The 25144-nt window shown below is 67.4% G+C and carries 25 protein-coding genes and 1 tRNA gene; 14 read left to right on the top strand and 12 right to left on the bottom strand.

Annotated elements, in window-relative coordinates; genetic code table 11:
• Positions 1-8: 8 nt before the first annotated feature.
• On the bottom strand, positions 9-1988 hold the full coding sequence (gene ligD / locus KZC57_RS04760; RefSeq protein WP_247641163.1) for a non-homologous end-joining DNA ligase: 1980 nt from the start codon (positions 1986-1988) through the stop codon (positions 9-11).
• Between the two features lie 57 nt (positions 1989-2045).
• Between ligD and KZC57_RS04755 the strand changes: the two genes are divergently transcribed.
• Positions 2046-2858, top strand: a complete 813-nt coding sequence (locus KZC57_RS04755; protein WP_060923079.1) for a Ku protein — start codon at positions 2046-2048, stop codon at positions 2856-2858.
• Between the two features lie 12 nt (positions 2859-2870).
• Here the strand turns inward: KZC57_RS04755 and KZC57_RS04750 are convergent, their stop codons facing one another.
• From KZC57_RS04750 to KZC57_RS04725, 6 genes are all read right to left on the bottom strand, one after another.
• On the bottom strand, positions 2871-3635 hold the full coding sequence (locus KZC57_RS04750; RefSeq protein ID WP_247641608.1) for a DedA family protein: 765 nt from the start codon (positions 3633-3635) through the stop codon (positions 2871-2873).
• Between the two features lie 78 nt (positions 3636-3713).
• A tRNA-Leu gene (locus KZC57_RS04745) sits at positions 3714-3795 on the bottom strand.
• Positions 3796-3862: 67 nt separating this feature from the next.
• The gene (locus tag KZC57_RS04740) at positions 3863-4444 is read right to left on the bottom strand and encodes a hypothetical protein (RefSeq protein WP_247641162.1); all 582 of its coding nucleotides are present in this window, start codon (positions 4442-4444) and stop codon (positions 3863-3865) included.
• Positions 4441-5283 carry an endonuclease/exonuclease/phosphatase family protein gene (locus tag KZC57_RS04735; protein WP_060923082.1) on the bottom strand — a complete coding sequence of 281 codons (843 nt, stop codon included), beginning with the start codon at positions 5281-5283 and terminating at the stop codon, positions 4441-4443. The genes KZC57_RS04740 and KZC57_RS04735 overlap by 4 nt, the downstream gene beginning before the upstream one ends.
• Positions 5280-6077, bottom strand: coding sequence for a glycosyltransferase family 2 protein (locus KZC57_RS04730; protein ID WP_247641161.1), 798 nt, complete (start codon positions 6075-6077; stop codon positions 5280-5282). Before KZC57_RS04730 ends, KZC57_RS04735 begins: the two co-directional genes overlap by 4 nt.
• A 94-nt stretch (positions 6078-6171) precedes the next feature.
• Positions 6172-6564, bottom strand: coding sequence for a hypothetical protein (locus KZC57_RS04725; protein WP_060923084.1), 393 nt, complete (start codon positions 6562-6564; stop codon positions 6172-6174).
• Positions 6565-6665: 101 nt separating this feature from the next.
• Between KZC57_RS04725 and KZC57_RS04720 the strand changes: the two genes are divergently transcribed.
• The 6 genes from KZC57_RS04720 to KZC57_RS04695 all read left to right on the top strand — a co-directional run bounded on the left by KZC57_RS04720 (position 6666) and on the right by KZC57_RS04695 (position 10972).
• Positions 6666-7142 (top strand): hypothetical protein, encoded by a 477-nt coding sequence (locus tag KZC57_RS04720; protein ID WP_247641160.1) that lies wholly within the window; start codon positions 6666-6668, stop codon positions 7140-7142.
• Positions 7143-7235: 93 nt separating this feature from the next.
• Entirely contained in the window at positions 7236-7595 is a 360-nt protein-coding gene (locus tag KZC57_RS04715; RefSeq protein ID WP_247641159.1) for a helix-turn-helix transcriptional regulator, read from the top strand.
• The gene (locus tag KZC57_RS04710) at positions 7592-9508 is read left to right on the top strand and encodes a heavy metal translocating P-type ATPase (RefSeq protein ID WP_374206603.1); all 1917 of its coding nucleotides are present in this window, start codon (positions 7592-7594) and stop codon (positions 9506-9508) included. The genes KZC57_RS04715 and KZC57_RS04710 overlap by 4 nt, the downstream gene beginning before the upstream one ends.
• On the top strand, positions 9508-10116 hold the full coding sequence (locus KZC57_RS04705; protein ID WP_036297875.1) for a cadmium resistance transporter: 609 nt from the start codon (positions 9508-9510) through the stop codon (positions 10114-10116). Before KZC57_RS04710 ends, KZC57_RS04705 begins: the two co-directional genes overlap by 1 nt.
• Positions 10113-10643 (top strand): signal peptidase II, encoded by a 531-nt coding sequence (locus KZC57_RS04700; protein WP_036297873.1) that lies wholly within the window; start codon positions 10113-10115, stop codon positions 10641-10643. Before KZC57_RS04705 ends, KZC57_RS04700 begins: the two co-directional genes overlap by 4 nt.
• An 11-nt stretch (positions 10644-10654) precedes the next feature.
• The gene (locus KZC57_RS04695; RefSeq protein ID WP_058631820.1) at positions 10655-10972 is read left to right on the top strand and encodes a hypothetical protein; all 318 of its coding nucleotides are present in this window, start codon (positions 10655-10657) and stop codon (positions 10970-10972) included.
• Here the strand turns inward: KZC57_RS04695 and KZC57_RS04690 are convergent, their stop codons facing one another.
• The 3 genes from KZC57_RS04690 to KZC57_RS04680 form a co-directional block, all read right to left on the bottom strand.
• Positions 10973-12262 (bottom strand): hypothetical protein, encoded by a 1290-nt coding sequence (locus KZC57_RS04690; protein ID WP_058631821.1) that lies wholly within the window; start codon positions 12260-12262, stop codon positions 10973-10975.
• A gap of 665 nt (positions 12263-12927) precedes the next feature.
• Complete coding sequence (locus KZC57_RS04685; protein ID WP_058631822.1) at positions 12928-13263, bottom strand: helix-turn-helix transcriptional regulator; 336 nt, start codon at positions 13261-13263, stop codon at positions 12928-12930.
• The gene (locus tag KZC57_RS04680; protein ID WP_247641157.1) at positions 13253-14371 is read right to left on the bottom strand and encodes a tyrosine-type recombinase/integrase; all 1119 of its coding nucleotides are present in this window, start codon (positions 14369-14371) and stop codon (positions 13253-13255) included. Before KZC57_RS04680 ends, KZC57_RS04685 begins: the two co-directional genes overlap by 11 nt.
• Positions 14372-14535: 164 nt before the next feature.
• Here KZC57_RS04680 and KZC57_RS04675 point away from each other — a divergent pair, with 164 nt between their 5' ends.
• From KZC57_RS04675 to KZC57_RS04660, 4 genes are read left to right on the top strand one after another with little or no spacing between them, the layout of a single operon-like run.
• Complete coding sequence (locus KZC57_RS04675; protein WP_374206602.1) at positions 14536-15258, top strand: ATPase, T2SS/T4P/T4SS family; 723 nt, start codon at positions 14536-14538, stop codon at positions 15256-15258.
• The gene (locus KZC57_RS04670; protein ID WP_060923086.1) at positions 15255-16112 is read left to right on the top strand and encodes a type II secretion system F family protein; all 858 of its coding nucleotides are present in this window, start codon (positions 15255-15257) and stop codon (positions 16110-16112) included. The genes KZC57_RS04675 and KZC57_RS04670 overlap by 4 nt, the downstream gene beginning before the upstream one ends.
• Positions 16109-17047 carry a type II secretion system F family protein gene (locus KZC57_RS04665; RefSeq protein WP_247641156.1) on the top strand — a complete coding sequence of 313 codons (939 nt, stop codon included), beginning with the start codon at positions 16109-16111 and terminating at the stop codon, positions 17045-17047. Before KZC57_RS04670 ends, KZC57_RS04665 begins: the two co-directional genes overlap by 4 nt.
• A 40-nt stretch (positions 17048-17087) precedes the next feature.
• Positions 17088-17384, top strand: coding sequence for a hypothetical protein (locus KZC57_RS04660; protein WP_247641155.1), 297 nt, complete (start codon positions 17088-17090; stop codon positions 17382-17384).
• A gap of 24 nt (positions 17385-17408) precedes the next feature.
• On the opposite strand, the gene KZC57_RS04655 is transcribed toward KZC57_RS04660, so the two are convergent.
• Both KZC57_RS04655 and KZC57_RS04650 read right to left on the bottom strand, forming a co-directional pair.
• Positions 17409-17681, bottom strand: coding sequence for a hypothetical protein (locus tag KZC57_RS04655; protein WP_144882538.1), 273 nt, complete (start codon positions 17679-17681; stop codon positions 17409-17411).
• 189 nt (positions 17682-17870) lie between these two features.
• Positions 17871-18833: a CPBP family intramembrane glutamic endopeptidase gene (locus KZC57_RS04650; protein WP_247641154.1), complete on the bottom strand. Its 963-nt coding sequence runs from the start codon at positions 18831-18833 to the stop codon at positions 17871-17873.
• 304 nt (positions 18834-19137) lie between these two features.
• On the opposite strand from KZC57_RS04650, the gene KZC57_RS04645 reads away from it, so the two are divergent.
• The 3 genes from KZC57_RS04645 (at position 19138) to KZC57_RS04635 (ending at position 24426) form a co-directional block, all read left to right on the top strand.
• Complete coding sequence (locus KZC57_RS04645; RefSeq protein ID WP_247641153.1) at positions 19138-20610, top strand: site-specific integrase; 1473 nt, start codon at positions 19138-19140, stop codon at positions 20608-20610.
• A gap of 206 nt (positions 20611-20816) precedes the next feature.
• Entirely contained in the window at positions 20817-22316 is a 1500-nt protein-coding gene (locus tag KZC57_RS04640) for a hypothetical protein (RefSeq protein ID WP_247641152.1), read from the top strand.
• Between the two features lie 118 nt (positions 22317-22434).
• Entirely contained in the window at positions 22435-24426 is a 1992-nt protein-coding gene (locus KZC57_RS04635; protein ID WP_247641151.1) for a hypothetical protein, read from the top strand.
• Positions 24427-25144 lie beyond the last annotated feature (718 nt).

The following is a 25144-nucleotide window of genomic DNA, read 5'->3' as shown; positions in this document are numbered from 1 at the left end:
CGTGTGCCTCACGCCTCGACGGTGATCTCGTCGACGGTCTTATCGGGACGCAGACCACGCCAGCGGGCGTGACGGAGGATGCCGTCCGGCGTCCAGTTCGCGAACTCCACCTCGCCCACGAGTTCTGGACGCACCCACAGGGCGTCGGAGGCATCGGGTCGGGGGACGCCGTCGAGCGGTGCGCGCGGCACCCGCAGCGGCTCCAGGCGGGCGAGAAGGTCGCGGAGGATCCGGTCGGTGAATCCGGTGCCCACGCGGCCGATGTAGCGGAGGTCGCCGCCCTCCGGGACCGCGAGGAGGAGAGAGCCGAGAGTGCCCTCCCGCTCGCCCTTCCCCGGGCGGATGCCGACGATCACCGCCTCCTGCATGCGGGTGTTCTTGAGCTTGAGCCAGGAGGGCGAGCGCTGGCCGGCGCGATACCGTGACGCCGGATCCTTCACGACGACGCCTTCCAGACCGAACTCCTCGCTCGCGGCCAGCGCCGCGTCCACGTCGTCGAAGACGGGTGGGACCTGGATGGGCGCGTCGACCCCCGCCACGATGTCGCCCAGGAGCGTGCGGCGCTCGCGGAGCGGCATCCCGGTGAGATCATGCCCGTCGAGGCGGAGCAGGTCGAACAGCATGTACACGACCGGTGTGCGCACCACCTCGCGCTCGATCTCCCGGGGCCGGGTGAGGTGCATGCGGTTCTGCAGCAGGGAGAAGCTCGGCCGGGCTGCGCTGTCGAAGGCGACGATCTCCCCGTCGACGATCGCCTCGTCGACCGGGAGGAACGGGGCGCCGTCGGCCGTCAGCTCGGGATAGCGCGCGGTGATGTCGGTGCCGCGACGGGCGTGCAGCGACATGTGCCCGTCGCGCCAGGTGCCGATCGCACGGATGCCGTCCCACTTCACCTCCACCCAGGACGGGGTGCTGAGGTTTCGAGCGATCGCGGGGGTGCCGTTCTCGGCGAGCATCGGGGCGAGGGAGGGGAGGGTGGTCCCGGCGGGGGACGGTGCGGGTGCGGCGAGCGGCCGTCCGCGGCGGGCGGGGGCGGGGGCCGCCGCCCGGATCGCGTGAGCCGGGGTCGAGGCGGGCGCGTTCGCGGCCAGTGCCGGAGCGTCGGGGCGGAGCGACGAGAGGGGGTCGAATCCGGCAGCCGCGCGTGCGAGCACGTCGTCCAGCTCGAGGTGTGCGAGCCCCGGGTCGTCGAGTTCCTCCCACGTGCGCGGCGCCGCGACGCCGGGGCGGGCGCGCCCCCGCAGGGAGTACGGGGAGATCGTCGTCTTCTTGCCGTTGTTCTGGCTCCAGTCGAGGAACACCTTGCCTCCGCGCACGGCCTTGGACATGACGCTCGTCGCGAGGTCCGGGTGGTCGTTCTCGACGATGCGCGCCAGCTCTTTGACGACGGCGGAGACCTCGGCGCTGGTCTGCTCGCCGGGCAGGGACGCGTAGAGATGGATGCCCTTGCTGCCGCTCGTCACGGGCAGGGGGTCGAGGCCCATGCCGGTGAGGAGCGTCCTGGCGATCCGGGCGACCTCGGCGCACTGCGCGAGGTCGGCGCCGGGTCCGGGGTCCAGGTCGAGCACGAGACGGTCGGGGCGACCGGGCAGACCCTCCGGGGTGAACCGCCACTGCGGCACGTGCAGCTCGATCGCCGCGACCTGCGCGAGCCAGACCAATGTGGGCACGTCCTCCACCAGCGGATACGCCTTGGGGCCGTCGGAGTGCTGGATGTCCTGCCGCGGGATCCAGTCCGGAGCCCCGGGCTCGAGCTGCTTCGTGAAGAAGGAGTCTTCGGGAGCCGCGGCGGTGCCGACGCCCTCGACCCAGCGCTTGCGGGTGACCGGGCGGCCGTCGAGGAGTGGCAGGAGCAGGGGCGCGATGGCGGTGTAGTAGGCGATGACCTCGCCCTTGGTCGTGCCCGTCTCCGGATAGACGACCTTGTCGAGGTTGGTCACGCGCAGTCGTCGGCCGTCGACCTGTACGACCTGCGCCTCTCCCACCATGGAGCCAGCGTAGTCAAGGGGTGGTCGTGACGGGTGGGGCTGGTGTCTACTGGTGTGATGAGGACGATCTGGAAGGGCGCCCTGACGTTCGGGCTGGTGAACGTGCCGGTCAAGGTGTACTCCGCGACCGAGGATCACGACGTGCCGCTGCATCAGGTGCACGACAAGGACGGCGGCCGCATCCGCTACCAGCGGACGTGCGAGGTGTGCGGCGAGACGGTCGCGTACTCCGACATCGACCGCGCCTACGTCGACGACGGCCAGACGGTCGTGCTCACCAAGGACGACCTCGCCGCGCTGCCGGCGGAGAAGAGCCGCGAGATCGACGTCGTGGAGTTCGTGCCCTCCGACCAGGTCGATCCGCTCACCCTCGACAAGCCGTACTACCTGGAGCCCGACTCGAAGTCGCCCAAGGCGTACGTGCTGCTGCGCAAGACCCTGGAGCAGACCGATCGCACCGCGATCGTGCGGTTCACGCTGCGCCAGAAGACCCGGCTCGCCGCGCTGCGTGTGCGGGGCAAGGTGCTCGTGCTCCAGACGCTGCTGTGGTCGGACGAGGTCCGGGAGGCGGAGTTCCCGTCCCTCGACGAGGACGTGCGGATCTCGAAGAAGGAGCTGGAGCTGTCGTCCTCCCTCGTGGACAGCTACTCGGCCGACTTCGATCCCGAGGAGTTCGTCGACGAGTACCAGAAGGAGCTCCGCACCCTCATCGACGCGAAGATCGAGGCCGGCGAGACCTTCGATGTGGCCGAGACGTTCGGTGGCGACGCCGAGAAGGCGGCCGACGGCGGCGAGGTCATCGACCTGATGGAGGCGCTGCGCGCGAGCGTGGCCCGCTCCAAGGAGAAGCGCTCGAAGAACGCGGGCTGATCCGCGACGAGGTCAGTGCTTTCCGTCGCCGTCGAGGTCGGGGGCCCGGTCGAACACGTCGGCGTCGAGGACGAGCTCCTCCGCCTCCGCATGGTCGGTCACGACGTCTTCGCCCGCGGCCGCGGCCTTCTTCGCCTTGTGACGCTCGGTGAGGTAGTGCCACAGGGTGACGATCGCCGTACCGCCGACGGCGATGAGCAGGATGATGTCGATGTACTCGACGACGAGGTGCCGGATCCAGGGGATGTAGGCGATGAGGTACCCGACCATCGTGAGCCCGACGCCCCAGATCATCGCTCCGATGAAGTTGTAGAGCGAGTAGCGCCGCCACGGCATGTGGCCCACCCCGGCCGCGACCGGAGCGAACGTGCGCACGATCGGCACGAAGCGGGCCAGGATCACGGTGAGGCCGCCGAAGCGCTCGAAGAACGCGTTGGTGCGCTCGACGTTCTTCTTGCTGAACAGGCCGGATTCCTTGCGTTCGAACACCGCGGGACCGCCCTTGTGTCCGATGACGTAGCCGACCTCGCCGCCGATGAACGCCGAGAGCGCGATGAGCAGCGAGACGACCCAGATGTTCACGCCGAAGACGTTGCTCGTGTGGGTCAGCAGGCCCGCGATGATGAGCAGCGTGTCACCGGGCAGGAGGAAGCCGACCAGCAGACCGGTCTCGGCGAAGATTATGAAGCAGACCACGAGGAGCGCCCACGGACCCGCCGCCCCGATGATCGTCTGCGGATCGAGCCACGGGATGAGCGCGGTGGGGGCGTGCAGCATGCTTTCGAGCACTGGCGGGATTCCCGTCGGTCGTGAGGTGTCGGCGGTGAAGCGATGCGGGCGCCGAAGCACCCGTCGTGCGGAAGGTGGGACTTGAACCCACACGCCCTGGGGCACAGGAACCTAAATCCTGCGTGTCTGCCAATTCCACCACTCCCGCGCGGTGGCTTCAGTCTACTGACCCGCGCGCTGTTCGACCCTGGGGATCGTCCCGCAGTTCCGCGCCGTCACGCGGGGCGATGACGCTCCAGCCGGACGACGGCGACGAGGACTCCCGCCGCGAGCGCACCGAGGCCGCCCATCGCCATGTCGCCGATCGTGTCCTCGTAGGTGACGAAGATCTCGTCGGTGACGAAGGTGCGTCCCGCCCACTCGATCATCTCCCACACAGCGCTGGCAGCGAGCCCGATCACGGTGCAGAGGATGATCGGGATGCGGGGGCGGAACGCCGGCGACTCCTGCGCGGTGACGATGCCGAGGCGGGAGAGCACGAGGTAGCCGGTGGCGGCGAGGGCGCCTGTGCAGACGAAGTGCACGACGAGGTCCCACCCGGTGAGCGTGCGGTACAGGTCGAACACGTTGCTCGCGGCGGCGATGAGCACGATCAGGCCGATCGCGAGGTCGATGCCGCCGCGCATCCCGAGGACACGGGGGAGCATGAGGGCGGGGAGGGCGAGCGCGAGGATGCCGGCGTCGGTCGGGGTGGACCAGATCGCCGCGACGAGGACGCTGAGGATGCCGATCACGCGGACGGCGTCGGCGCCGTACTCCGCCACGGACTGCGGTGGGCGGAGGAAGTCCTCCTTCATGCGGGCTCCTCGGGTGCGACGGCGGGGGCGAGATCGAACAGGGCGTGCACGGGGAGATGATCGGACGGCCAGCCCCCTCCATACTGGCGGGCGTCGATGCCCACCCGGCGCACGGGTAGCGCGGGGGAGGCGAGGACGCCGTCGATGCGGCGTCCGCGGCGCGGCGACCGGTAGCCGGCGAACGTGCTCCAGGCGGGTGTGCGGCGGGTCACGGCGGCCGTCCACGAATCGCGGAGGACGTCGTCGGTCTCCAGGGCACGCCACGGTGCCGAGCCCGCGGCGGCGTTGAAGTCGCCGAGGAGGATGACGGGTGTCAACGCTGCGGCAGCGACGTCGTGCACTGCCTGCGCCTGGCGGAGCCGCGCCCAGGGTGAGAACGCGTCGAGGTGGGTGTTGAGCACGGTGACCGTGGCCCCCGTGCGGTGATCGCGGAAGGACGCCTCCACCGCCACCCGCGGCACGACACTCGACCAGGAGCGCGAACCGGGGCGATCGGGGGTGCGGGAGAGCGCGACCTGTCGCCAGGTGCGCAGCTCCAGCCGGTCGGCGTCGTAGAAGAGCGGACAGCCCTCGCCGCGGGGTCCCGGGAGGCGGCCGTGGCCGATACGGCGGAACGACGGGCCGAGCGCGGCGGAGACGGCGGCAGCCTGCTCGGGGAGGGCTTCCTGCACACCGAGGACGTCCGGCCGCTCCGTGCGCAGGAGCGCGGTGAGCCGGGGACGTCGAACCGACCAGCGGTCGGCGGGTGGCCAGGCGAGCGCGCCGAGATCGCGGCGGATGTTGAGGGTCATGACGTGCAGCTCGGTGGCAGACGCTGTTCCGAGGAGCGGGGCGGTCATCGGCGGGCTCCGGGCGCGGGGACGCCGAGCCGGTGCAGTACCCGGCGCAGGGCGAGCCGCACCCAGCGCACGGGCGGGAAGTCCTCCGGCCAGTGCACGAGGACGGTGCGGGCGCCGATCCAGGCCCGGCGCGCGAACGAGCGGCCGCTGCCGAACGGGCGCATGGAGATGCCCATGTCGGTGTGCAGGAGCCAGCGGATGCGGTGGCGCTCGCCGACGTGGAAGGCGAGGTCGAGGTCGTCGTGGAGGTCGGCGTCGTCGCGGTGCACGCGGTCTCGGACCGCAAGCCAGGCCGAGCGGCGGAGGGCGAGATTCGACCCGAACAGCGGCGCGTGGCCCAGGGCGGAGCCGCATACGACGACGTAGGACAGCAGGTAGGCCACCGCGAGGGGCCGCCGCAGGAACCGGGGGCCGTCGACGAAATTCGCACCCCCGGTCCAGGCGCCGACCCGCGGATCCCGCATGCACGCGGTCGCCATCGTCTCGATCCATCGGGGCCCCGGCACGCCGTCCGCGTCGAGTCGCAGGATCACGTCGCCTGTCGCCGCGTCGTACCCGGTCGCGCTCGCCGCGGGGATGCCCGGGGTGTCGCACCGCACGACCCGTGCACCGTGCCGGACGGCCACGGCGGCCGACTCATCGGTCGAGGCGTTGTCCACGACGATGATCTCGTCCGGCGGAAGCGTCTGTCGGGCGAGGGCGCGGAGACACCGCTGCAGTTCCGTCGCGTCGTCCTTGACCGGGATGACCACGCTCAGGGTCGGTTCGGGGGCGGCTGGTGTGGCGCGGTGCACGTCGTCTCCTCGCAGGTCTGCTCCTCAGCCTAGGGAGCGCGACGACGGGGGACGTACCGGTTGACACCGGGGCGGGCGGGTCGATACGGAGGCGTCAGGAGGAGCCTTGGATGCAGACGGCCTGCCCCTCGACGAACGTATCGATCGCGGTCCGGCGGAGTTCCTGTTCGCGGTCGGGGTCCGCGTCGTCGCCGTTCTGGACGCCGACGCGGTAGTCGTGGAGCGCGCGCAGATCGTCGCTCACTGCGGTCGCAGCCTCCTGCACCTCGCCGTCGACGTCGAGATCGGCGTACTCGTCCGCGAGCTCCTTCAGGCGCTCGGTCTGCTCCGGGCTCGGCGTGCCGCCGACCGTGTCCTGGGCGAAGAAGGCCTCGAGCTCCGTGTCGACGGCGGCCACGCTCTGGCACTGCAGGAGATCGGCGCCACTGGTGCAGCCGGACAGGAGGAGAACCCCGAGGAGGCCGCACGAGACAGTGAACCGCTTCATGCCTGCACGCTACCCGGTGCCAGAGCGTTCCCGTTCGGAGGCCGCGCACGGGGTGTGGATAACTCCGCGGGCCGGGAGCGGATCGTTGCGAGGATGCAGGGATGGAGCAGCCCGCGTCGATCATCGCCGACCTTGTGCGGCGTCGGCTGCGGTCCGAGGGGGTGGATCCGGCGACCGACCCGGAGCGGGCGCGGGAGGTCGCCCGGGCGGAGGTGCGGCGTCACGATGATCGGGCGCTCGCGCGGGGCGGCGTGCTGGTCGAGGACGAGGCGGCGTGCGTGCGGGACGTGCTGGCGGCGGTGAGCGGCTTCGGTGCTCTGCAGCCGCTGCTCGACGACCCCGGCATCGAGGAGGTGTGGGTCAACGGCGACGGGGCCGTGCACACGGCGCGGGGTGGGGTGGCGGAGCGGACGGCGCTGTGGTTGGACGAGGCGACGGTGCGGGACCTGGTGGAGAGGATGCTGCAGGCGACGGGACGGCGCGTGGACATCGGGCAGCCCTTCGTCGATGCCTCGCTGCCGGACGGCTCGCGGCTGCATGTCGCGATCGCCGATACTGGTAGCGCCGACTGTTGTTGAGTTGCGTATTCAGCGGCTTCCGACTCTTCTCCCAATGAATGGTGGGGAACTGATCACCAATGATTGATCAGCGCTTGCTGTATAGTTCAGTACATGCTGACTATTGCTTCGCGCCTCGACGTCATGAACCGGCTCGGCCGGGCCATGGCGGACCCGACGCGCTCCCGGATCTTGATGACTCTGCTGAACGCCCCGAGCTATCCAGCCGTGCTCTCGCGCGAGCTGGAGCTGACCCGCTCGAACGTCTCGAACCACCTGACGTGCCTGCGTGACTGCGGGATCGTGGTCGCCGAGCCTGAGGGTCGCCAGACGCGCTACGAGATCGCTGACCCGCATCTTGCGGCTGCGCTCGTCGCGCTCGTGGATGTGACGCTGGCGGTCGATGAGCACGCGCCGTGTGTGGACTCGTCGTGCACGGTGCCGGGCTGCTGCGGTACAGGGGCGGACGGGTGAGCGCGGCGTGTAGCTGCGAGCACGAGCCTGCCACTGCGGCGGAGGATGAGACCGAAGAGGTGGAGCGGCCCTGGTGGAGGGACCGTGGGATCATGGTGCCGGTCTTCTCCGGTGTCGCGTTCCTGGCTGGTCTGATCCTTGAATGGTCCGGGCTCGAGATCCCGGCGCTCGTACTGTTCTGGATCGGCCTGCTGCTGGGCGCGTCGACGTTCACTCCTGGCGCGATTCGGAAGCTGTTCAAGGGCAAGCTCGGGATCGGGCTGCTGATGACGATCAGCGCGATCGGCGCGGTCATCCTCGGCTATGTGGAGGAGGCCGCTGCTCTGGCGTTCTTGTACTCGATTGCTGAGGCGCTTGAGGACAAGGCGATGGACCGTGCCCGTGGCGGCCTGCGGGCGCTGCTGAAGCTCGTGCCGGAGACGGCGACCGTGCTGCAGAGCGGCGTCTCTGCGCAGGTGCCGGCGAGGGAGTTGACGGTCGGCCAGGTCATGGTGGTCCGCCCGGGCGAACGGATCGCAACCGACGGGATCGTCCGCTCTGGCCGCTCAAGCCTGGACACCTCGGCGATCACCGGGGAGTCGATCCCCGTCGAGATCGAGCCCGGGGACGCGGTGTCGGCCGGCGCGATTAACAGCTCCGGCGTGCTGGAGGTCGAGGCGACCGCGGCCGGTACCGATAACTCGCTTACGACGATCGTGGAGTTGGTCGAGAAAGCGCAGACGGAGAAGGGCGAGCGTGCGCGTCTCGCGGACCGGATCGCCCGCCCGCTCGTACCCGGTGTGCTGATTCTCGCAGCGCTCGTCGCGATCATTGGGTCACTGCTGGGCGACCCGGAGGTATGGATCACTCGTGCGCTCGTCGTGCTGGTAGCGGCCTCTCCGTGCGCGCTGGCGATCTCGGTGCCGTTGACGGTCGTTGCCGCGATCGGCGCGGCGAGCAAGTTCGGCGTGATCATCAAGTCCGGCGCGGTCTTCGAGCGCTTCGGCACGGTCCGGCACGTCGCGGTCGACAAGACCGGCACCCTGACCCGTAACGAGCCCGCGGTCACCGCGGTCCTCACTGCGAACGGCATTGCCGAGGAGCAGGCGCTGGCTTGGGCGGCGGCTCTGGAGCAGCACAGCACGCATCCCCTTGCGGCGGCGATCACCGCTGCAGCCCCGGGTGTTCCCGTGGCCGCGGATGTGACCGAGCAGGCCGGGCACGGCATCGACGGCACCGTCGATGGCGCTCGTATCACGGTCGGCAGCCCCCGCTGGCTCGACGCCGGCGAGCTCGGCGACCGGGTTGCAGGGCTTGAGGAGCAGGGCATGACTGTCGTGATCGTGCACCGCGACGAGGCACCGGTCGCGGCGATCGGGGTCCGCGACGAGCTGCGTCCGGAAGTCCCCGAGGTGGTCCGCACGCTTGCGGATCAGGGCGTCGGCATGACGATGCTCACCGGGGACAACGCCCGCACCGCTCGTGCGCTGGCTGCGCAGGCCGGGATCGCTGATGTGCGCGCGGAGCTGCGCCCTGAGGACAAGGCGACCGCGATCGGCGAGTTGTCGAAGGCGGGATCGGTCGCGATGATCGGTGACGGCATCAACGACGCCCCGGCCCTGGCGTCCGCGGACATCGGCATCGCGATGGGAGCGACCGGCTCCGATGCGGCGATCGAGTCTGCGGACGTGGCCTTCACGGGTCATGATCTGCGGCTCATCCCGCGGGCGTTCGATCACGCGCGGCGGGGCCGGCGGATCATCAACCAGAACATCATCCTGTCCCTGCTGATCATCACCGCACTGCTCCCGCTCGCGCTCTTCGGGGTCCTGGGGCTCGCGGCTGTCGTCCTGGTCCACGAGGTCGCGGAGGTCATCGTGATCCTCAACGGCCTGCGCGCCGCACGCACCCGCACACCACGAATGGAAAGCTGATGCTCGCAACCATCGGGTCGGCGATCGGCCTGTTCGCGGCGACCAACATCGACGACATCGTCGTGCTCACCGTGCTGTTCCTCGCCTCCAGCCGGGGAAAGCCGCGACCGTGGCAGATCGTCGCAGGCCAGTACCTCGGGTTCATCACACTCGTCGTGATCAGCGTGATCGCCGCGCTCGGTCTCACGATCGTCCCGGACGAATGGGTCGGCTTCCTGGGTCTGATCCCGCTCGGCATCGGCATCTGGACGCTCATTCGCGGCCTGCGCCGTAACGGCGACGACGATGATGACGACTCCAAGATCACCGCGGTCGGACTATGGGGGGTCGCCGGGATCACGATCGCCAACGGGGCCGACAACATCTCCCTCTACACGCCGATCTTCCGCACCAGCTCGCCCGGCGACGTCGCGGTCATGATCGTCGTGTTCCTGATCCTCGTCGCCGTCTGGTGCGCTGCCGGGCGACTGATCGGCACCCACAAGGCCGTCACCGAAACGCTCGAACGTGTCGAGCACTGGCTCGTCCCCGTCGTGTTCATCGGCCTGGGCCTGTTCATCCTCATTGAATCCGGCGTTATCGTCCGTCTCTTCGAGGCCCTCGCATGACCCCGGACACGAATACCGACGTTGAGTCGGCATCGGCGTCGGGAGAGCGTCCGCAGAGAGGACGCTGGCGGCTCACTGCCTGGGCGCTTCTGATCGCCGTGGTCGTCGTCGTGATCGATCAGGGAACGAAAGTGTGGGCCGAGGCCACCCTGTCGGAGCACGAGCGCATCCCGCTGATCGGCGACCTGTTGGGCCTGCAGCTCGCGTACAACCCCGGCGCGGCGTTCTCCTTCGGGGAGAGCTTCACCTGGGTGTTCGCTCTCATCGCCGTCGCGGCCACGGCCACCGCGATCGTGTTCGCGTTCCGGGTCCGACGCCCCGGGTGGGCGATCGTGATCGGTGCGCTCGGCGGGGCCGCTGCTTCGCACGCCGGCGACCGGCTTTTCCGCCAACCAGGATTCGCCCGGGGGCACGTCGTCGACTTCCTCGCCTACGGCAACTGGTTCATCGGGAACCTCGCCGACATCGTGATCGTCACCGCTACGATTGCCGGAGCGCTCCTGATGCTCCGCGGCACCGAGAACTGAGAGGGCCAACCATGGAGATCACCCTGCAGTACTTCGACGGCTGCCCGAACTGGGAAGTACTCGACCGCCGGCTTGCTGAGCTGCTCGACGGTCGATCAGATATCCGCGTCACACGACAGTTGGTCGAGACCGCCGAGGACGCCGAGCGCCTCGGATTCCACGGGTCACCGACCGTCCTCGTCGACGGCGTCGATCCCTTCGCCGACGAGCACACGCCGGTCGGGCTCGCCTGCCGGGTGTTCCGTACCCCTGCCGGGCTGGGAGGCTCTCCGACCGTCGAGCAACTGCGCGAAGCGATTTCCGGCCCGGCTCTGACGGGTGATGCTTGATCAGGGGTGGGTGGAGCGGAGAGCCGGGTAATCGGACCACTCGCCACCGGCGAGACGCGACCATGAGGCAGCGGATGCCGTCGTGATGCCGAGGAGATCCGAGACGATCCGGGGATGCAGTTGCCGGGTGAGCTCGATGAGCGCTGTCGTGCGGGCGCTCCCGGCAAGCAGGCCTTCGGCGCGAAGGCGACGGCTGAGCGGCCCCGGGGTGAGGTGACGGCCCGGGTTCCGGCCGGGGAACAACCACCCTTCAGGATGGCCCTTTGTGGCATCGACGAGCTCGACGATGGCGTCGCCGAGGATCGCGGGGACCTCGATCGGCTCGGCCCCGACGGTGAGCGTCACGGGCCGCGAGCTCGTGTCGACCTGTGCCCGGGTGATCGTGACGATGCGGGTCAGCTGGATCCCGTAGAGCAGCACGAGGAGACCCGCGGCCCGGGTCTTCGGGTCCATGTCGGCATCGGACAGGAACCTGCGGGCCATCTGCCATCGGTGATCAGAGGCGTAGTCTCGCCCCTCGAGGCGATGGGCTCGAAACTCGACCCGAAGGGTGCTCAGCCGGTGTTTTCGCAGCCAGCGAGTGAACGGTGCCAGCGCGTCGCGTTGGCTAGGCGAATCGGTCAGATACGCGTCGAGTAGGCGCTGCGGGAACGTCGCCAGCGTCTCCTGCTGCGCCCGGATCTCCCCGAGGAACGCGGCGCAGTACTTCAGTGCAGCCCTCTGCCTCTGGAAGCCGGAAGCAGGGCTGGACGCGCTGCGCAGTGTCCGAGTGGATCGGAGGAGCTCCCAGGTGCAGTAGCGGCGCAGGATCAGCCGGTCCTCGGGATGGTCGATGCCACCGAGCCAGTCGTTGAGCCAGTGGTCGAAGCGCGTGCCCTCGACGTCGAGCTCCGGCAGCACGCCGGAACGGACCAGCAGTGAGAGGAGGAACGCGACCGACTGTCCCGACCGGGCTCGGGTGATGATCGCCTCGGCGGTGAGCGGCAGGGTCCCGTCCGCGAGCTCGCGGAGCACCATCGCGCACTTGCTCTTGTGCAGCCAGCGTTCGAGCGACGCCGCTTTGCCATGGTGCGTGAGCAGATAGTCAGCAAGCGGGTGGAGATCCTCACGGATCTCTCCCGCATCGTCGGCGAGCAGCTGTTGGATCGCGACGGGCCGGCGGCACTCGACGCAGAGGTGATGTTTGCGGATTTCCTCGATCGAGCCGCATCCAGGGCAGGCCATCGTGATCGGAGTGCCCGCGCAGTCGGCGCAGACCTTCTGGCCATTCATGAACCCGGTGAGGAACACTCTGCGCGCGCACTCGGGACAAGGTTGGGGTCTGCGCATCGCGTAGTAGCAGCGCGCGCATACTCGTCGTCCGTCGAGGTGCGAGGCGACGCGGCCAGGTTCTCCGCAAAGACCACAGGTCTTGATCGGTGCGGTGTAGCAGGCCAGGCAGACGAGTTCCGGGCGACGGACGACGATGGTCGCGTGCTGACCGCACCGCGAGCAGTCGCCGAACGATCGAGGGTCGGCTCGCCAACAGTCACGGCAGAAACGCTGTCCGTCGATGGTGCGCTGCACGGGCCGGACCCGGCCACAGGACGCGCAGGAGACGGACCGGGCCTTCCGCTCGCATCGGGAGCAGTGCCGACCACCGCCCGGCGTCTTGTGGGGCATTCTCACCGCGCGTCCGCAGGACTCACACGTCGGCAACACCACCCGGCTCGCCCCTTCTTTGACCAGCGCATGGGCCAGATTCTGAACGGTCGCTGGCACGTTCGCATGCTGCCCCTCCAGGACTCCGGGCTGCTTGATCAGCGCGAGCTCAAGAAGCCGCTGCGTGAGGGGTACTGGCGCGACCGTATGCACGATCTCAGTGAGTCGCTCGGGAGAGATCTCGGGAACGAGAGGGCGGACGAGAGCGACGACTTCAGCGACTCGCGGCAGCTGCGGAGGCTTGGCCACCGCGGCTACTTCGTACGCGGCCGACGGATCGCCGCGCGAACAGGACGGAGATCACCGATCGCCCCCCGTGTCGCCTCCTCACCCACCGCCACCGGGGTCGAGGCCTCCCGGCGAGTGATCGTCACGAGATCGTCGAGCGAGCACTCCAGCGCATCGCACAACGCCGCCAACACGTCGAGACGCACCCGCTGGGGCGGCTGAGTCACCAGCCGATACACCTGCTCCCGGGACAGGTCGATGCCGCGCTCTTCGAGTAGGGGTTTCAGTTTGGAGGTCTGGAAGATCCCGCGCGACGCCATCACGCTGCGCAGATTCCAGCCGGTGTCGAGCTCAACGGTCATCAGCTTCTCCTTCGATGAGGGCCTTCAGCGCTTCGGCGAGCACACGGTTCTTGTAGTCCGAGCTGACGGAGGCGTAGATCGAGGTCGTCGAGGCATGCATATGCCCGACCTGCTCTTGGACGAATCGATCGGCGTACCCGAACTCCAGAAGGTGTGTGACATAGGAGTGCCGGAGGCTGTGCAACGTCAGGTCCTTCGACAGGCCGGCTTCATCACGCAACTCTGCGAACCTCCGATCGAGATACCCAGCAGACAGACGCGTGCGGCGCTCGGTCACCCAGAGCGCGTCGAGGTCGTCTCCGGGCGCGAAACGGGCCCGGGCCTGCTCGAGCCATTGCTGCATGCCGGGGACCCACCAGTCGAATTCCGGCACCAGCAGCACCGTGCGACGTCGTGGCGCGCCACCGCCCGCCGCCTTCGCCCATCGCACGTGGACCGCGCCGTAGCGGCCCCACTGGCGCATCTTCGCGTTGTGGTGCAAATCGACGGTATCGAGCATCACCGCCTCAGTGCGGCGCAGACCGAACGCGTAGACCGTCTTCAGCAACTGGGCATCCCGCAACGCGCCGAGCGCACCCTTTCGCCCGGAACTCACGAGCAGCTCGACGCGGGCGTCGGCCGTATCGAACAGGCGCTCGATCTCGTCGTACGTGAACGGGCGACGCTTCCCATGGCCTTCGAACTCGAACCGGTGCGCCACGGTGTTCCACGGCAGGCACACCTGCGAAGGGACCTCCCCAAACTCGCGATCGCAGATCTCCATCCAGTCGTACAACGGGTTCGTGAGGTAGTCACAGAACCCACGGATAGACCCATGGTTGGCGCGCATCGTCGACAACGTCCGAGTGCGACCGCCAGACTGAGCAGTGAACTCATCCACATCCGCGACAGTCCACCTCCAAGGCGGTTTGTCCACGAAATCACGGAACCGTGTCACCGTCGCCGTCCGGTTCCGGATCGTCTGCTCACGGAGCCCGCGCGACAGCTGCTGGTTCCGCCAACCATCGATCATCGCACTGAAAACCTGCGCTTCCGGGTTCGCCAGTGCGACGTTCGATGCTGACGTGATCAGCCGAAGCGCCGCTGGAGAAGCCTCAAAATCTTGCATTAGATGCAACAAAGTATGGGACAGTGCATCACTGTGTCAACCCAGATCTCCGCATCCGCGAGATCACGCTGTTATGGTCGGAACACTTCGACACCGAAGGAGCCGAATAGGTATCGATTGCAAGCACGGACAGTTGCATTCACTGCAACATGCGAGGGTTTGTCGTGCGCGGGTCGTGGGCGGTCAACATCCGCAAGTTCCTTCCCGGGTACCGCTCGCTCGATGCGCTCGTGATGCAGGGCGCGCTGACCCCCGAGGCCGCGCGGGCTCTCGGTGAGGCGATGCGGACGGGCGCGTCCGTGATCGTGTCGGGGGCGACCCACGCGGGGAAGACGACGATGCTCGGGGCGCTGCTCGCTGCCTGCGCGGCGGACCAGCGGATCATCACGGTGGAGGAGACTTTCGAGCTCGCGGTGGACGGCCCGGATGTGGTCGCGCTGCAGGGGCGTCAGCCGAGCCTCGAGGGCACCGGCGAGATCACGCTGAGGCGATTGGTGAAGGAGGCCTTGCGGATGCGCCCGGACCGGCTCGTGGTGGGGGAGGTGCGCGATGCGGAGGCCCTCGACCTCGTGCTCGCGCTGAACACGGGCGTACCCGGGGCCTGCACGGTGCACGCCAACTCCGCCGCGGAGGCGCTCGACAAGCTGTGCCTGCTGCCCCTGCTCGCCGGCCGGAACATCGACCGCGACTTCGTCGCTCCGGCGCTCGCGTCGTCCGTCGATCTCGTCGTGCACTGCGCGCGCGATGCGGCCGGGCGTCGATACGTCGAGGAGATCGTCGCCTTGACGGGTGAGGTGATGCAGGGGCGGGTGCTCAGCACGCCGGTATTCGGAGCCGCGCGCCCCCGCGGCCGATCGGCACCGGTCGGGACGGGGGTTCTCGCATGACGATCCTCCTCGGCGCGACGCTCGCGGCCGGCGTGCTCCTGATCCTGGCACCGTGGCTGTGGCCGGCAGGGGAGCGCTCCGCGACTGCTCCGCATCGCGGTCGTCTGGCTCGTCTCGCGGGCGAGGCGGGGTTCCCGGCGGTGCAGACCCGCTCTCTCGTGATCGGCATCGCCGGTGCCGCGCTCGGCGCCGCCTCCCTCGCCTGGCTCGTCACGGGAAGCGCCGCGCTCGCGATTCTCGCCGGGCTGGCCGGGGGCGCGGCGCCGATCGCCTACCTGCGTGGCCGACGTCTGCGGCTGCGGCGTCTGCGGCGCCAGCTCTGGCCCGACGTCTGCGACCTGCTTATCGCCGCGATCCGCGTCGGCCTGTCGCTTCCCGATGCGGTGGCCACCCTCGCGGAATCGGCTCCACCGCCGCTCCGGCCCGCGTTCGAGGTATTCGCCCGAGACCTGCGGAGCAGCGGACGGTTCGACTCCAGTCTGGACCGGCTGAAGGCCGTCCTCGCCGATCCACTCGGCGACCGGATCATCGAGACCCTGCGGATGGCGCGGCAGGTCGGTGGCACCGAGCTCATCGGCGTGCTGCGGGCGCTCTCCTCGTCGGTGCGTGCCGACGCGGCGCTGCGTGGCGAGGTCGAGGCGCGGCAGTCGTGGATCCGCGGAGCGGCCGTCCTCGGAGCCGTGGCGCCGTGGGTGATCCTCACCCTCCTGATCCTGCGCCCGGAGGGGGCCAAGGCCTATGGCACGCCGGAAGGGATCGTCGTGATCGTCGTGGGCGCGGTCGTGTCCGTCGTCGCATTCCGCCTCATGATCCGGATCGGTCGGCTGCCCGAGCCGCGTCGGTGGTTCGGGTGAGCGGGCTCTCCGCGCTCGCCGTGGCCGTGCTGCTCGGCGGTGGATTCGCCGCGGGTGTCCTCGCGCTTCTGGCGGGCCTCCCGCGGTGGCGGGCGGCGTCGCTCGCGTCGCGGATCGCGCCGTACGTGCGGGACGTCGTGGACGACGAGGTGTTGCCGCGCGATGCCTTCCCCCGGCCCGGCACCCTGCCTGCCGGAGGGTTCCGCCTCGGTGCGCGCGGTGCGAAGACGCTCGACCGTCTGCTCGGCGGGACGGAAGCTCTCCGACGGCGGCTCGCTCAGGCAGGGTCGGCATTCAATCCCGTCGCCTTCCGCGGTCGTCAGCTCGCGGTGATTGTGGGCGGAATCGCTGCCGGAGCGCTCGCCGTCATCGTTCTCGTCGTGATCGGTCGGTGGTCGCTTCCGGTCGGGTCGATCCCGCTCCTCGCGGGAGCGGCGGCCGGTGTGGGGTACGACATGCGGCTGTCGGCGCGGGTGCGTGCGCGAAAGGTGCGTCTGACCGAGGAGCTGCCGACGACGCTGGAGTTCCTGGCGCTCTGTCTCTCGGCGGGCGAGGGGTTCCTCGATGCCGTGAAGCGCGTGGCCGGTGTGGGGTCAGGGGAGCTCACGGTCGAGCTGCGCCGCGCGGTACTGGAGGTCGGGACGGGGTCGCCGCTGGCGGACGCACTGACGGCGATGGCAGCGCGGCTGGAGCTGCCGGGGCTCACGCGGGCCGTGGATCAGATCGTCGCCGCGCTCGAACATGGAGCGCCGCTCGCCGCCGTCCTGCGCGCGCAGGCCGACGACACGAGGGAGGAGGCCAAGCGCACGCTCATCGAGCAGGCCGGACGGAAGGAGATCTTCATGCTCCTGCCGCTGGTGTTCCTCATCCTGCCGCTGTCCGTCGTGTTCGCGATCTACCCTGGTCTGTTCATCCTGCGCCTCGGCATCGGGTGAGTGGTCGGCCGAGGGCGTCCCGGGGGCTTACCTTTTGACTATGGGAAGTCTTGAGTACAACAGCTCTCGTCCACCGATCGACGTCGAGGACACCCTGCTGGCGCATCTGAAGATCGTGATCTCCACCAAGCTCCGTCGCCAGGAGAGCTTCATGATGACGTGGCCCTCGGGGAAGAAGAGCCCGGGCCGGCTCTCGGCGTGGATGCACCCGGCCATCCCGCTGGTCCTCGAGTTCGACGCCGACCCGGTCCCGGCGATCGACCCTGCCCGGGTCAGCCACATGATGGAGCGCGTGAACGCGCGCGGCGAGCTCCTCATCGACGAGTTCACCTCCTGACGCTGCGGCGGCTTCCCGCGGCGCTCAGACGTCCCAGTCCGGCAGCCCCCCGAGGTCGGCAGCAAGGCTCCCGTCGTTCGACGCCTTGACCTGGAAGAGGAACACCCGCGACGTCGGGTGGACGAGGACGCTCGCGAGGCCGTCCGACGTGGCGAACGAGACGAATGTGGGCTCGGCGCGCGCGGCGGCTTCGATCCGCTCCCGGAGGGCGACGACATCCGTGCCGCGAGGCAGGGGATAGGTGAGCCCGTCGATCTCGACCCGCGCCCGCATCTCATCGTCAGGTCCGGGGCGCATGCGTGACAGGCTATCCCTCGTCGTGGTGTCCGGACCCGGGGTTGTGCGATTCGCGCGACGGGGGTACAGAACCCCGCCGCTTCGCTCTCCGGGCACCGATGACGGAGACGAGGATCACCACGCCGACGACGATCGCGATCAGCACCGGAATCGACGGCAGCAGAGGGTTGGGTTCAATGAGGCAGGAGCCTATTGCGCCCGGGTCGGCTCCGGGGAGACCCGCGGACCTCCTTGACGGTGCTCCCGCGCGGAACGTCGCCAGCACACGAACGCGACGGCGGCCGCCGCCAGCATGGTGAAGGCGGCGGGAAGCCCACCCTCGGTCCCGAAATCGCCACCGGTGAGCAACGGTGCCGAGGAATCGGAAGGGGCGAGGAACAGGAGCGACGTGGAGTGCGGGTCCAACCCGCTCACCGGGATGCCGTAGACGTTGCCCATGCCGAAGTTCCAGCCGGCATGAATACCGCAGATGAGCCACAGCGACCGCTGCCAGAGTGTGACGAAGGTGGCGAAGATCGCGTACAGGAAGATGGTGGCGAAGGCCACCGGATGGCCGCCGACGCCATGCACCACCGTGAACAGCAGCGAGGGGACGAGGACTGCGAGCCACGTCGGGAATCGCTGCCCCACGCTCTGGAGGAGGAACCCTCGTGTCACGACTTCCTCGTTGCCGCCCTGGACGATCACGGTGACGGCGAGAGCCAGGATCAGAGGTAGGGCGGGAAACCCGGAGGTGCCGCCCGCGGGGCCGGCGACCGCCTCGTACTGGCCCGTCAGCAGAAGGAACAGTATGGGTACGGAGATCAAGACGAGCCCGACGACGACGCCGAGCAGGAGAGTGAGCACGCCCCGCCCGGGTTGCCGGAAGCCGAGAGTGCGCACGTGTCGCCGCTCATAGAGGCCGACCCAGGCGAAGACGAGGCCGATGACGACGAGGTTGGCGAACGCCTCCTGGAACTGCGACGCGACGGAGCCCGCAGGAACGGGGGCCGCGATCGTGAGAGCCGCGAGCAGGCCGATCTGGACGATCCAGAGCGCGAGGAAGAGGATGATCGCCAGCCACCAGCTCGTGACTCTGACACCTGACCGCGCGTCCGCGATGAAGGGGGACTCGTGAAGGGAGGCTCGTGCGGGGGGACTCGTGGAGGTCATGGGGTCCTGTCACGTCGCAAGGGGGCTAGTTCGTCGAACGTAGCAACGGTGTCGACGCGGCGTCCATCGTTCTCACCCGGATGAACCGTCGGGAGGATCCGGCGATGCCCGGAACACCGAGCTCCTGTGGATAACGTCCGCGCCGTGGCAGGTCTCCCATGCACACTGGCGGCATGATCTCTCGTGCGCGCTCGATGCTCTGTGCCTTCTACGACGACGAACGGGGAGACGTGCCTCGAGGTTCTCTGGAAAAACTACGTGTTGTCATCGTCCGTGTGTTCGATGACCCCTTACGCTCAACGCCATGACAGCAACCCATCCGTGGCTCGTGGCCAGTGCCGGGGGTGACGTTCCGCCAAGACTCGCCCCGGTCGCACGCGAGTGGGCGGACATCGCAGAGCGCGAGCGGTCGGTCGGCATCCCTCCGGGCCAGCCGATTCTGATGTCACCAACCCAGATCGACTACCGACTTGGCGACTATTTCCGCGAGGCTTTCGCTTTAGACAAGATGAGCACGGCGATGACGTACGCCAAGGAGCTGCGAGTGTGGATGCAGTTTCTGCGCGGGCGCGGGCTCACGTGGGTCGAGGCTGAGCGGGCGGATCTGCGCGCATTCCAGGTTTGGCGGGTCTACGACGAGCGCAACCCGAGTCCGATCTCTCCCGCGACCTGGAATAAAGGATTCGCCGCGCTTTTGCACTTCTATGGATGGGCTCAATCTCGCGGCTGGGTGGACCGCTTACCGCTCGGGAAGTATGACCGACTGTCCGACGGTGCTGGTCGGAGTGCCCATCGGGAGAAGCATGCGCGGTCGTCGAGGGACCGATGGATCACTCCTGGTGATTACAACCTTTGGGTCAAGGTAGGTCTCTCGGGGTACGAAGCGCGCGATGCGGGAAATAGGCGCCTGGAACCGTCTGTACCGGACGATGCGTCGAGGGCCAGATGTATCGACCGAAACCGTGCGTTCGCTGATCTCTTGCTCGTCACGGGGCTGCGTCGCAGTGAAGCAGGCACCATGATGGTGGCAGAAGTTCCAACATCGGTGGGGGAAGAAATGCCGATCGTTGGCAAGGGTGACGTGTTCCGTCACTATCGCGTCATGCACGCAAGTGGAATCGAGTCCGTCCGTGATTACGTCCGAAACGGAAGAGCTCGCGCGATCCGAAGAGCTCGCAAAGCGGGGCGATACGCTGGGATTCGCGACCGAGACATCATAGAGGCCGTCGAGTCGGGTCGGAGGTCGCAAAGGCTGCGGATGCGTGATGGTTCCACGCACGAGGCAGTGTTTCTCTCTCGGCAGCGCCGGGAGCGCATGTTCGTGGCGAATGAAGACGGTATCGAGCCAGCATCGCTGTGGTTGACCGAGAACGGATCGCCCTTGTCGCCTGACTCGTGGGCCAAAGTCTTCCAAGCCGCCAACGATCGCTTGTCGAGAGAACGACGACGTGTGCTTAGGGAAGGCAGACCCGTGCGGGTGACCCCCCATTCTTTACGGTTCACCTTCGCGCTTTTCAGCCTCCTTGCGGGAGTGCGCGCAATGGATCATCGATTGGGCTTGGCGCCAGGAGACGCGTTCTTCGCTTCCACCTACGCTCAGGTCTTCGATGATGTCCGGGATCTTCTCGGGCACGCAAACTCCGACATCACTAGAAACACGTATCTTGAGCCGGTGAAGGGCCTCCGACGTACAGATCTATTGCGCGAGGCAAGCATCGAACAGTTCTGGGACTACGTGACGTCCGTCAGTCCGCTCATTGGCTTGGAGCGCTCGTGAGCGGCCGTCGGGCGAGCCTGCCGCCCGATGGCTGGGACTCTGACACGCCGGGAAACGGCGAAGGGGCGCTAAGCGTGGTGCTCGAGCTAGAGGATGACCCCAAGTACCTGTTCGATCTTCGTTCCTACGAGGGACCGATATTGCTACGTCAAGAGATGTGTCAAGCCGTGGCGGTTTGGTCAGCTTCTTCCGATGGAGTCCGACGCGTGAGCTCCGTAGAGAACGTCCGCCGCAGCTGTTCTCTTCTCCTGCGATGGATTTGCACTCTCGTCGGCGCGGACGGAGAGTACCCGCTCGCTTCGTCGAAGGATCTGACACCGTTCCATCTCGTCCAGTTCCAGCGGTTCGCTGAGCAGCGGCTCGCTGAAACGAGCTTGATGAGCTACTACGGCAGGGTCTGTATGTTGATGGATTTTCTTCCCACGTCCCCAGCCGTGCGCTTGCAGTCCCGCAAGCGCCGCGCCTCGAAGACTCGAAACCCCGTGAGACCGGTGGAAAGGTACGAGCAGTCCGAGTTCCTCGCGATCCAGCGCGCTGCTCGGAACGTCGTTCGTGCTGCCCATCGCCGAGTCACGGATGCCTACCGCGAGGCACTTCAGGGAGATCAAGAATCGGCCACAGCGAAGCAGCGTGCGCTTTGGGAGATCGTCCAGTTCGGTGAACCACAATCGTTAGCCCACTGGCAGGCGATCGGCGCCTGGAAGAGCAAGTACCGCAACAGAGCGATCGCTCGATCGTCGTTGTTTATCGACAGCTCCGAAAGCCTTGCCGCGGCAGTATTGATCGCGTGCCGAAGCGGCATGAATCTCTCGGCTGTGTCATCGATGACCGTTCCCACTCTGATGGCGCACTCGATCTCGCAAAGCGACGTCGACAAGCCTCGACGGGGTCCGGCGAACCGATTCTGGGGCGACATCACAGATGATCGCGGCGAGGATAAGGGCGCGTCCTCGGCTGTGCAGATGATCGCCGAGATGACCGCGCCTCTTCGCGACCACCTCCGAATCGCCGGCAGTCCAACCGAGCGGCTCCTCGTCTGGTGGGGAACTGCGGTGGGTCCCCGATTTGGGGCGGCCTACAGGCACAATCCGACGTGGGCCCCAACTGCTTCGGGCACGATCAGCTTCAATAGGATTCGTCGGAGCGCGCAGAGTGGCGGCGTGGGCCGCGCGCCGACTCATCATGCTCCGTCGGTTCACCTCCGCTATGTGCGTAGTGATCCGGCGTCGCTCGAGGACCAGCAGGTCGCTGCTGCGGCGGGAGTTCAAGCCGCTCTAGATCGGGCCCGCTCGCAACTGACGATGGTGCGAGGCGACGAGCAGGCTACCCCGCGGGACAATGATGCGTTGATCGCTCACTGCGCGGACCCCGATCGGAGCCCGATTACGGGACTGCCATGCACGGCGGGGTACTTCTCCTTCTTGGATTGTTTGGACTGTGACAACGCCCTCACAGTGGATCGGCTACTTCCGCGCCAGATGGCGGCACTGCAGGTCATTGAGCAGATGCGGGATGCGGTAGGGGACCAGTGGGATGAGCGGTATCGACATCGTGCCCTTCTATTGAGAGCTCTTGTCGAGCGCAGTACGCCAGCCGAGCGGGAGAGAGCGGCGCCCCATGTCGCGTCGTTTTCACCCTTGATCATCGCTGCTTTGCGGCACGAGGTTCCGGAGAGTTATGAGCACTTCAGCAACACAGTCCTTTGATTCGGGGACCGTGCGTCCGCGGTTGTCGGACGCTGATCCGGCGATCGAGGCGCACCGGATCGCGGATGCTACTTGGCCTGTCGCACGATTCGGCGATATGCGCTGGTCTCTCCGACCGATGGAGGATGACCCCGGCCGTCCGCCACATGTGCTCAACTTCGCTATTGTTCCGGAGGGTTTTCGATCCTTCGCGAAGGCGTATGCGTACGAACTCATCAACTACGGGAACCCTGAGTCCCTGATCGCCGAGGCTCACGGTCCGTATACGAAATGGCCGAGCGCAGGCACGATCAAGTCTGCGATGGCGGATCTTGGGCGCGGGATGAAGTGGCTCACCGGTGAGTGGTCGGTGCAACACCCCGAGACGCCAGTCATTGCCCCGCGGGACCTGGACTCAGGCCATCTCGACGATCTTCGAACCTGGGTTCATGCGAGCAAGCTTGGGCGAAAGACAAAGGTGAATACGCTGCTCGCTGTGCGCCGCGCGTGGCACTTCTCTGAACGGCTACAGATGGAGCATCGGTGGCCCGAACCGAGTTGGCTTCTGGAACGCTCACTCTCGCGTGGAGCGGAGGAGAACAGATCGATCAGAATTCGGCAGGAGATCATGGCTCCCCTGATCACGTGGGCCTGCGCGTTCGTCGACGAGTTCGCAGAAGACATTTTCGCTGCGCACACGGACTATGCTGCCGCGATCGCGGACACACCCGCTGCCAAGTCGTTTCGCAGGGACCAGTGCCTGAAGGTTCTTGCCGCGTACTCCGACTATCGGTTGCCTGGACAGACTCTCGGCAACGAGGTTGGAACAGACCAGGTCGCCTGGCACGTCGTCGCCTATCAGCACCGTGCTCCGCGTTCTCGTATGGCCAAAGCGCTCTGGCGCTTGTCAGACCGGGAGCGATACCAGTACGTGACGGACCCCGATCTTCACCATCTGCGGTACTCGCCGACTGCACTGTTCCGCGATCGGGTCTGGATTGACGGAATCAGAGTCCTCGATGTCGTTCCTCGGGGCCAGGCCAGAGGACGCGACAATTTCAGCCCGCTCATGAGCCATCTGATGGCAGCGTGCGTGATCGTCATCGCGTACCTCACGGGTGCGCGCCCGGAAGAAGTCGCCGGCCTCGAGTTCGGTGCCGCAGTAGATCCGATTCAGCGCGAGGACGGCGGCAGATTGTATCTGATCCGCGGAAAGGTGTGGAAAGGCCTTCGCCGCGACGACGACGGCAAGCCTGTTCCACCGACACTGGTCAGCTGGGCCACTACACGCAGCGCCTGGAACGCTGCGCGAGTTGCCGAGCGGATTCGCCGCTTCTATGGGAGCGAAAGCGGTGCGATCCTCTCCAGCACCGGCACCGCGCAACGGAGTTCGCTCATCACGGATTGGATTCAGCACTTCATCGCCTTCGTCAATGACAGGCTCGTTCCCGTGCATGAGGATCCCGAAGTGATGCGGATCCAAGCCGACCCCGACGGCAAGATCACATTGCGCCGATTCCGACGGACGTTGGCGTGGTTCTTGAGCAACCGCCCCGGTGGAGACATCACGCTCGCGTTGCAGTACCAACACCTTCGTACGGTTATGGGCAGCGGATACGCCGGAACGAAAGAATCGGGGCTCAACAGTTTGCTGAGCGCGGGGGACTGGGAGCATCGCAAAGCTACTATCCAAGAACTGGGTCACCTCCTAGCGGCGGGGGAGTCCGTCTACGGGCCAGGGGCCGAGAGAGCTGTCACGGCCGTACGACGACTACCATCGAGCATGACGCCCGCAGAGGAGCGCCGACTCCGGCGAGACCCGGACCTCGTTCTCTACGACAACCCCGCCGCTGTCGCGCTCTGCGCGTATCGCGCGGCGACAGCCCGGTGCACCAACCAATCTGCGAAAGGCAAGGCGCGGCCGGACTTAGGGCGCTGTGACGCCCGATGCGCGAACCTGGTGCGGACAGAAGCGCAGCTGATGACAATCTCTTCGCGTGCAGAGGTGCTTCGAGCAAACGCCGCCTTGAGTCCCACCCCGCTCGCCCGGTCGATGGTCGCCGGTGCCGACGAGCTCGACGAACTTGTGACGACGGCCCGGATGTCTGCGAGAGCGGCTCATTGTGATTAGCGGTGGCCTCCCCAGCCCGGCAGAGATTCGGGCCGAGGAGAACGCGATGCGGCGGGAGATTATGTCTGCGATGAGACGTATGTTGAGCGGTAGCCCAACCAGGGTTCCCGCGGGCGCACTGACGGTACGCCATCTTGCAGTCGAAGCTGAAGTGGGGCGTCATCACCTATATCAGTCCTGTGACGACCTTCGAGAGCGCTTCCAGTTGCTCAGCGAGGGCCACCGAGGCGATGATGTCGATGCTGCTCGTGAGAAGGCCAAACGCGCGGTCGCGGAACTGGTTCGAGTGAGGGCCCTTCAGAAACGCACATCCCAGGAGAAGCGGATGTGGAAAGACACGTGCGACGTCTTGCAGCGCGCGATTAATGTTCTGCAAGAGGAGTTGCGTCAGGAGCAGCTTAAGTCCGGGCGTCTGGCGCGAAGGTTGGCCGAGGGCGCTGGCTCCGGAGGTCCCGTTGTTCCCATTCGTCCGCGCTAGATCGAAACTCATGCACGGCGTATCCGGCCTGGTGGTGCGAGCGTGGGAGATCGGTATCCAGGAGAGCAGCATTGCAGTCGTGGTCCCGCTCGTGCGGCTGTTGGCTGCCGTTCCCGGGGGCTGCACCACAAAGACCCATCAGCGAGAACTGATCATCAGAGCGGAGCCGCGCGTAGCACGCGTGCGGCCTCTTTGGTCGAACCCCGCTCCTGCCGGTTCGCTTGACCGCGGCGTCACCGG

The organism is Microbacterium sp. KSW4-4, from assembly GCF_023091185.1.
In the GTDB taxonomy this organism is placed as follows: Bacteria; Actinomycetota; Actinomycetes; order Actinomycetales; family Microbacteriaceae; genus Microbacterium; species Microbacterium paraoxydans.
This window is presented reverse-complemented; position numbering and strand designations above follow the sequence as displayed.

Bases quoted from the DNA above. Each gene is read 5' to 3' on its own strand.
- ligD (WP_247641163.1), bottom strand. From the start codon at position 1,988: ATGGTGGGAGAGGCGCAGGTCGTACAGGTCGACGGCCGACGACTGCGC.
- KZC57_RS04755 (WP_060923079.1), top strand. From the start codon at position 2,046: ATGAGGACGATCTGGAAGGGCGCCCTGACGTTCGGGCTGGTGAACGTG.
- KZC57_RS04750 (WP_247641608.1), bottom strand. From the start codon at position 3,635: ATGCTGCACGCCCCCACCGCGCTCATCCCGTGGCTCGATCCGCAGACG.
- KZC57_RS04740 (WP_247641162.1), bottom strand. From the start codon at position 4,444: ATGAAGGAGGACTTCCTCCGCCCACCGCAGTCCGTGGCGGAGTACGGC.
- KZC57_RS04735 (WP_060923082.1), bottom strand. From the start codon at position 5,283: ATGACCGCCCCGCTCCTCGGAACAGCGTCTGCCACCGAGCTGCACGTC.
- KZC57_RS04725 (WP_060923084.1), bottom strand. From the start codon at position 6,564: ATGAAGCGGTTCACTGTCTCGTGCGGCCTCCTCGGGGTTCTCCTCCTG.
- KZC57_RS04720 (WP_247641160.1), top strand. From the start codon at position 6,666: ATGGAGCAGCCCGCGTCGATCATCGCCGACCTTGTGCGGCGTCGGCTG.
- KZC57_RS04715 (WP_247641159.1), top strand. From the start codon at position 7,236: ATGCTGACTATTGCTTCGCGCCTCGACGTCATGAACCGGCTCGGCCGG.
- KZC57_RS04705 (WP_036297875.1), top strand. From the start codon at position 9,508: ATGCTCGCAACCATCGGGTCGGCGATCGGCCTGTTCGCGGCGACCAAC.
- KZC57_RS04700 (WP_036297873.1), top strand. From the start codon at position 10,113: ATGACCCCGGACACGAATACCGACGTTGAGTCGGCATCGGCGTCGGGA.
- KZC57_RS04695 (WP_058631820.1), top strand. From the start codon at position 10,655: ATGGAGATCACCCTGCAGTACTTCGACGGCTGCCCGAACTGGGAAGTA.
- KZC57_RS04685 (WP_058631822.1), bottom strand. From the start codon at position 13,263: ATGACCGTTGAGCTCGACACCGGCTGGAATCTGCGCAGCGTGATGGCG.
- KZC57_RS04680 (WP_247641157.1), bottom strand. From the start codon at position 14,371: ATGCAAGATTTTGAGGCTTCTCCAGCGGCGCTTCGGCTGATCACGTCA.
- KZC57_RS04670 (WP_060923086.1), top strand. From the start codon at position 15,255: ATGACGATCCTCCTCGGCGCGACGCTCGCGGCCGGCGTGCTCCTGATC.
- KZC57_RS04660 (WP_247641155.1), top strand. From the start codon at position 17,088: ATGGGAAGTCTTGAGTACAACAGCTCTCGTCCACCGATCGACGTCGAG.
- KZC57_RS04655 (WP_144882538.1), bottom strand. From the start codon at position 17,681: ATGCGCCCCGGACCTGACGATGAGATGCGGGCGCGGGTCGAGATCGAC.
- KZC57_RS04650 (WP_247641154.1), bottom strand. From the start codon at position 18,833: ATGACCTCCACGAGTCCCCCCGCACGAGCCTCCCTTCACGAGTCCCCC.
- KZC57_RS04645 (WP_247641153.1), top strand. From the start codon at position 19,138: ATGACAGCAACCCATCCGTGGCTCGTGGCCAGTGCCGGGGGTGACGTT.
- KZC57_RS04635 (WP_247641151.1), top strand. From the start codon at position 22,435: ATGGAGGATGACCCCGGCCGTCCGCCACATGTGCTCAACTTCGCTATT.